Origin of the sequence: Bradyrhizobium retamae (assembly GCF_001440415.1) — a bacterium.
In the GTDB taxonomy this organism is placed as follows: Bacteria; Pseudomonadota; Alphaproteobacteria; order Rhizobiales; family Xanthobacteraceae; genus Bradyrhizobium; species Bradyrhizobium retamae.
This window is the reverse complement of the sequence record NZ_LLYA01000028.1, coordinates 1-6,052: the sequence shown is the minus strand read 5'-3', so window position 1 is coordinate 6,052 and position 6,052 is coordinate 1. Positions and strand designations below refer to the sequence as shown.

The 6,052-nt window shown below is 57.5% G+C and carries 5 protein-coding genes and 1 pseudogene; 1 reads left to right on the top strand and 5 read right to left on the bottom strand.

The features are described from left to right. Window positions 1-945 precede the first annotated feature (945 nt). The 5 genes and pseudogenes from CQ13_RS47010 to CQ13_RS06110 all read right to left on the bottom strand — a co-directional run. Window positions 946-1,154 (bottom strand): annotated as a pseudogene (locus CQ13_RS47010) (IS110 family transposase); the annotation flags it as partial. A 209-nt stretch (window positions 1,155-1,363) separates the two neighbouring features. After that, a complete protein-coding gene (locus tag CQ13_RS06120) occupies window positions 1,364-2,110 on the bottom strand; it encodes an SDR family oxidoreductase (protein WP_057842114.1) in 747 nt (248 codons plus the stop codon). 9 nt (window positions 2,111-2,119) lie between these two features. After that, a complete protein-coding gene (locus CQ13_RS06115; RefSeq protein ID WP_057842113.1) occupies window positions 2,120-3,448 on the bottom strand; it encodes an FAD-binding oxidoreductase in 1,329 nt (442 codons plus the stop codon). A 566-nt stretch (window positions 3,449-4,014) separates the two neighbouring features. Then, a complete protein-coding gene (locus tag CQ13_RS44235) occupies window positions 4,015-4,155 on the bottom strand; it encodes a hypothetical protein (RefSeq protein ID WP_197427254.1) in 141 nt (46 codons plus the stop codon). 546 nt (window positions 4,156-4,701) lie between these two features. Continuing rightward, window positions 4,702-5,886 carry a glycosyltransferase family 2 protein gene (locus CQ13_RS06110; protein WP_430649656.1) on the bottom strand — a complete coding sequence of 395 codons (1,185 nt, stop codon included), beginning with the start codon at window positions 5,884-5,886 and terminating at the stop codon, window positions 4,702-4,704. Between CQ13_RS06110 and CQ13_RS45330 the strand changes: the two genes are divergently transcribed. Beyond that, window positions 5,770-6,052 (top strand): hypothetical protein (locus CQ13_RS45330; protein ID WP_245309049.1); only part of this gene is annotated, 283 nt, incomplete at its 3' end. The two genes, CQ13_RS06110 and CQ13_RS45330, sit on opposite strands and share 117 nt — an antisense overlap.

Sequence of the window (6,052 nt, the reverse complement as noted above, 5' to 3'; positions counted from 1 at the left end):
CCGAACGATGGTTACCTGATCGGGATAGTCGTCGAGATGATGAGCGCGGTGGTGGTAGTCTGTCGAGTAGTCTTTCGCCAGTATCGATTGGGTGCTGTTGCTCAAAGCGGTCCGTAAACATACAGATTGTCCCGTCGGTACTGCTCTATATCGAGCGTTGGCTGAAGGCGCCGGCGATGCGAGACGACGGCATACTTGTTCCGCTGGAGCAGGGTACGCCACACAGAGGGGTGATCAGGCCGCTCTTGAATCTGTTCCTTCATTACGCGTTCGACGTCTGGCTGAAGCGGGGATTTCCAGGCCTACCGTTTGCGGTACGCCGACGATATCATCCGTCACTGCCGAAGTGAGCGCGAGGCCCTGGCATTGCGTCAGGCACTGGAACGGCGGTTCGCCGACTGTCGATTGGTGCTCCATCCGAAAAGATCAAAGTGATCTATTGTAAGAACACCATCCGCGAAGGCGAGTTCGCGGGATCGACGCCTTTCTCCTCCGATGGGCACGACGCAAGTTCAAACGCCTGCGGCAGCGGCCAAAGGGCGCCGGGAATGGCTGGCTCACGTGATCCATTCATCGCCGGACCTGTTTGCCCATTGGCCCCTTCTGCCTAGCGGAGGCCGAACACTGGGAGCCATATGAGTCGAGAGGCTCACGTAAGGTTCTGAGATCGCGCGGAGGTGGAATTCCTCCGCGCGACTCGCTAGCCCTTAAACCGCCAGGCCGAGCGCTACGTCCTGGAGCGCGTGCCGATCGCGTTGTCGACCATGGCGGACGCCGTGGGATCAGTCTGTGCGTGCACCTTGATCGATAAGTTCGTTGGTTTCCTTCGTGATTGACGCTGCTCGCCGAGATACCGAGCGTCAGTAGCCGACCAATTTTTGAATGGACGGACTGCTTGAGGCGACAGTTCCCATTAGTGTCGAGGGAATCTGAGGAAGCGCCCGATCGGAGCGCAGCCGCTGCCTGCCGGACTAGCGGCCCTCGCTCAGATAGAAAGCCCCGAATTTGATTGATGACTGTAGTTCTCTGCGTCACCAATCGGCTGCGAGCCTTGTGGACTGCCTGCAAAATGAATCGATTGGCCGACTTGGATGGGACGAATCGCATGGTCGCCGCTGAACGGCCTCGGCGATAGCTTCGGCAACGCGGAAGTCATGTCGTTGCTCCTTCCCCGGCCGGCCCAGGCAGAGATAGGAGATGAAGGTCCGGTCCGCCGGGTCGAGGTTGACCAGACCCCCTCAGGATCGAGGATCGAGATCCAGCCAAGGCCGAGCCCCTACGGTCCGCGGCGAGCCGAAATGTCTGGATGGCGACAACATTGCGGATGGTCTAGGGCATCACAGTTCTCCGCTGCCGGGCTTTGCTACAACTTGAGTCGTTTGAAAATTCGCTCTGGCATCAGGCGGATGATCAGCATCACGAAGAACCAGATAGATCGTACGTAAATCACATCCCTGCGGCGATTTAGACCACCGAGGATGGCTTCGCCCACCTCCGCCGGAGTGGCTGTGATTAGGGGCGGCAGCTTTCTATGTTCGGCCATTTTGGTTCGTACGAACCCCGGCTTGACCGTCATCACTTGAATGCTGCTGTTGATCGCCAGGCGATTACGCAAGCCAGAAAGGAAGGCGCTGAATCCTGCTTTTGCAGAGCCGTAAAAATAGTTTGAGCCTCGTCCTCGGTCTCCCGCAACAGACGATACTCCGACGATAGATCCATATCCGCGCCCGAGAAATTGCTCCGCGAAGACACGAAGGATCAGCGCCGGACCCTCGTAGTTTGTGCGTAGGATCTCTTTGGCGTGATCAAGGTCGGTTTCGGCGCGAGGCTGCTCACCAAGAAGGCCGACAACCGAGATGACGACATCCGGAAGATCGGGCAGCGCGTTGACGAATACAGTGAACGAATCCGTGTCGAGCACGTCGAAGGGGTGAGCGGTGACCTGGCGACCGGTGCGAACCGAAATATCGTCTGCCTCGCGCTGAAGGTCAGCCAGTGAGCGTCCCGCGAGCCGAACTGTCCATTGGCTCTGGGCGAAGGCAAGCGCTGTTGCCCTGCCAATGTCCGACGTGCCCCCAAGGATGAGAACGGCTTTTTCGGCAGCAGCCATCGGTTCCTCTCAAATCAAGAGTCGCTCGGCAAGGCGCGATTTCAGCTTCCCGGCGGGGTCAACCGTCCGTCGGACCTCACTGAAGAAAGAAAGATCGCTGTACCCTGCCTCAAAGGTGGCTCGTGACTGCCGGGCATCCTTTGCCAGATAAAGCCGTCCCCCGGCGGCGACCACAAGCTCGTCCAGCTCATCGAGCACTGAAAACAAACCGCGCTCTATCGGAAAGTCGAGAGCTAGAGTGTAGCCCGGCATCGGGAATGACAGGGAGCCGCTCCCGGCCCCGAGCTTCTTCAGGACAGCCAAAAACGCGGATTCGCCGCGTTTGGCGATGCGATCGAGCATCTCGGCGAGAGTCGTCTGCGCATTTTTTATGGGAAGCACGCTTTGGTGCTCAACGAAGCCGCGCCGACCATACATCCGGTTCCAGTTGCCTAGTGCATCGAGCGGAAAGAAATAGGGATGAGTGGGGACGAGGGTGGAGGAGGCGGCCTTGCGCGCGCCCGCCCGGAAATAGAGCTCGTTGAACGCTGCGGCAGTCCAACGATTCAATACAAAGGATGGTGCATCGACTGGCATCGACATAGAAGGTTTTCGAAGCGGAAACCGATTTGCAACGTGCCGTTCGCCGAGGTGATGAAGGGCGGCGTGTTCTCCCAAAAATATCAGCGAGCGGCCAAGGCGTGCGCCCCTTGCCAGGCAGTCAATCCAGGCCACCGAATAGGTGGCGCTGTCGCCACACTCCAACGCTCCAATCGTGGTGTCGAGATCATCTGCGACGAACGTCCGCTGGCGGATCCAGCCCGTTTCGATGGGGCGGAGTCGGATCGTAGCCTCGAGAATTGTGCCGGTTAGTCCCATTCCGCCAATTGTGGCGCGAAACAAATCGGGATGCTCTTCACGAGATGCCCCAATCGTTTCCCCCGTCGGCAGTACCAACAATATGTTCTCAACATATTGACCAAAGCCGCCCTGGCAGTGGTGGTTCTTGCCATGTACGTCGGCCGCGATTGCGCCGCCAACGGTGATGAAACTCGTACCGGGAACGACATAGGGAAAAAACCCGCGGGGCAGAAATGTCGCAATCAGGTCAGTGAGAAGCAGGCCAGCTTCCACGGTTAGCTGGCCGGTCCGAGGATCGAAAGCTCGCATGCGGTTGAGATGCGCCATCTCGATGGTCTGGCGAACGCCGACGGCTGCGTCTCCATAGGCTCGGCCATTGCCGCGGGCAATCCCTGGATTCGCCTGTACTGTCGCTCGTCGGGCCGCATCGACTGTGCGCGGATGGATCATCTCGGTGTCATTGATGGGATAGCGGCCCCAACCCGAAATCGCCGTCACTATCACGTCCTCCCGGATGCATGAGCAAGTGCCTCTTAACGCGATCGAGCGGCCGTCTCCGGTGATGTGCCTGCAAGCTTTTCAGCCCTCGCTCAGGTCGCAATAAACAGGATTCGGCGATCAGGCCGAACGCAACCAGGCTGTCGAGATCCTTGAGGGCGAAAGAATGGGGGCATCGTCCATCGCGCGACGATGAGCCAGCATCAAAATTCTGTTCAGAAAAGACATCAATCTTGGGCAGATCTGCGGCCAAGCAAAAAGGATTGCTGTGGTTACGGCGGACAGTTCGATCCGCCAAGACTGGCAATTGGTAAAGTATTTATTTTTTGGCATAAGTCCCTTCCCGATAGCCTCGTAATGGAAGGCCCATACCAATGGATATCAGCCTCAAGGAGCTTCTAGCTGACCCGGACTCCGCAATCTCCTCCCAAAAATGGTAGCGCCCATCATCTCGGTGCAGATGATAATCGAACTGCCGGTCCCATTTGCCCAGCATTCTGACCAGCTGGTCGCGCTGGATCAGCCGCGTCGCACCACGCAACACGTGAAATTCGCCACCTTCGACATCACACTTGATTGATCCTCGCGATCGGTTCTCGCTCAACGATGTCGTCGAGCTTCTCGAGCAAGACACTGTCCTGAATGGTTTGCTCTTCCTGATGAAGGTTTTCAGCCCATGCGGCGACGGAGCCTGCGTCGAAAATCACTGCGGCCCTTGGACGACCCGGATACGAGTGGCCATGAGTGGCCCAAACAAAACCGCGGCCGTGGTTGACACAATCAGGGGAAAGAATTGAATATGTGTTCGCGAGGCGTATTGCGCTAAACGCCTGTCGTGGACATCGGTGCAACAGAAGATGGTCTCGAGTCCGCGAACCGATTTCACCCCACGTACTAGCTGTCGCAGAGATAGGGAAGTTGATCGTTGATGATGCGACCCAGTTCGAGCTTGGGCTCGATCAGGGCACGCTCGCAAACGTGGCGTCACGATCGAAATCGTCGTCATGGGGTGCCAAATACAAGATAGTGATTGATCGCGTAAGAAAGGCGGAGTGGCGTCGAGATATCTCGGAACCGAGGCAGGACCATTTCAGTACACCTGAGCGAAATCGTCGGGATCCGCGCGACCTAGTCCAAAACGCGTTCCCGCGGTTGCTCGCCGCTCCAACTGCCTCGCGAGACATCAGGATCGGTCGAAATCTCGGCGGACGGGAAGTTGATCCGCTCGCGCTCGAACAGGGCCGGCTTATCTCTCACCTGTCCATAGATTGCGAGTACGTACTCGCCAGTCGTTCCCAAGGAAAACAGCTGAAAACCGCCAAAAAGGATAGGGCGACTATGATCGTCATGATGCGTGGCTCTGCGGGCTGCCTGTAGAAGATGAGACTGATAAGGAGATTGGCCAGCGCGTAGAACAGGCTCACTGAGCCAGCAGGAAGCCTCCAAACAAGCCAAGCCGAACTGGGGCCGTCGTGAACGAGACAAGCCCATTCATCCCCTGATCGAAGAGCGCCTATAGTGTTCTTCGAAATACCCTTTTTGCGCACCCGCCACGTGTAGGGAATCCCGATCGATCGCCCGCCGCATTCGAAAGTCATCATGCGCATGAAAGGATAGCCATCGCGGACCTGCCGCATGGCTTCGACGATCCGTCGATCGACGAGCTGGAAGTCACCGGCGCCCGGGGGGACGACCACCTCCGAAAAAAACTTCGTTAGTACGCGGTAGTAGACGTTGCGGGTGAAGCGCATGACCCACGCTTCCTCGCGCCTGGCACGAACCCCGTAGACGATCTCGTAGCCCCGTTCCCAGAGCTCGACAAATTTTGGCAGAAGCTCCGGTGGTGGATTCTGCAGGTCGGTCGAAAGAAACAGGAGGACGGCATCGCCCGAACTGGCCATCACGCCATTGTATGAGCGTCGCATCGGGCCCAAATTTCGAATGTCGGCGATAACCTTGACGCAGGGATCCTGGCCGGCGATCTCGCGCAGAGTTGTGAGCGTTCTATCCATCGAAGCATTGTCGCAAAAGATACGCTCACGCTGGCAGCTTGGCATACCCTTGAAGATATCTCGAACTGCATCGTAGGCATCCCTGATGCTTTGCTCTTCATTGAAATACGGCGACACGACCGAAATCGTCTTCATGGGACCCTGCCAAATACAAGATAGCGATTGATCGCGTAAAAGCAGAGAGAGAACGGGGAGGCCAAGCATTTGCCCGGCGAGCGGCGATAGCGCGAGAGCAGTCAATTCGTCCAGCAGCAGGATATTGACGAGCCAAACGGTTGCGCAGCCAGCCACAAAGGGCAGGAGTGTGGAATGCCTCCGACTGCGAAACACCAACCTTCCGATGGAATGAAAATTGAAGACGACGCCGCACCCAGTCGCAAGCGTTATGGCAGGTCGATGAGATCCAAGCAGCAGGTAAAAAAGCACAAACAGAGCATAGCTGAAGGCCGTGTTGACGATATCGACAGCACAAATTTAACGAAACTGACCTGTGTGCTCGTCCTCGTACTCGAGCATGCCACCTCGCCCCAGCGTCGGTTGCCATGGCCGGCTCTCGCGCAGCCCGCAGCCGCCTCCAGGACAGGCAATACGA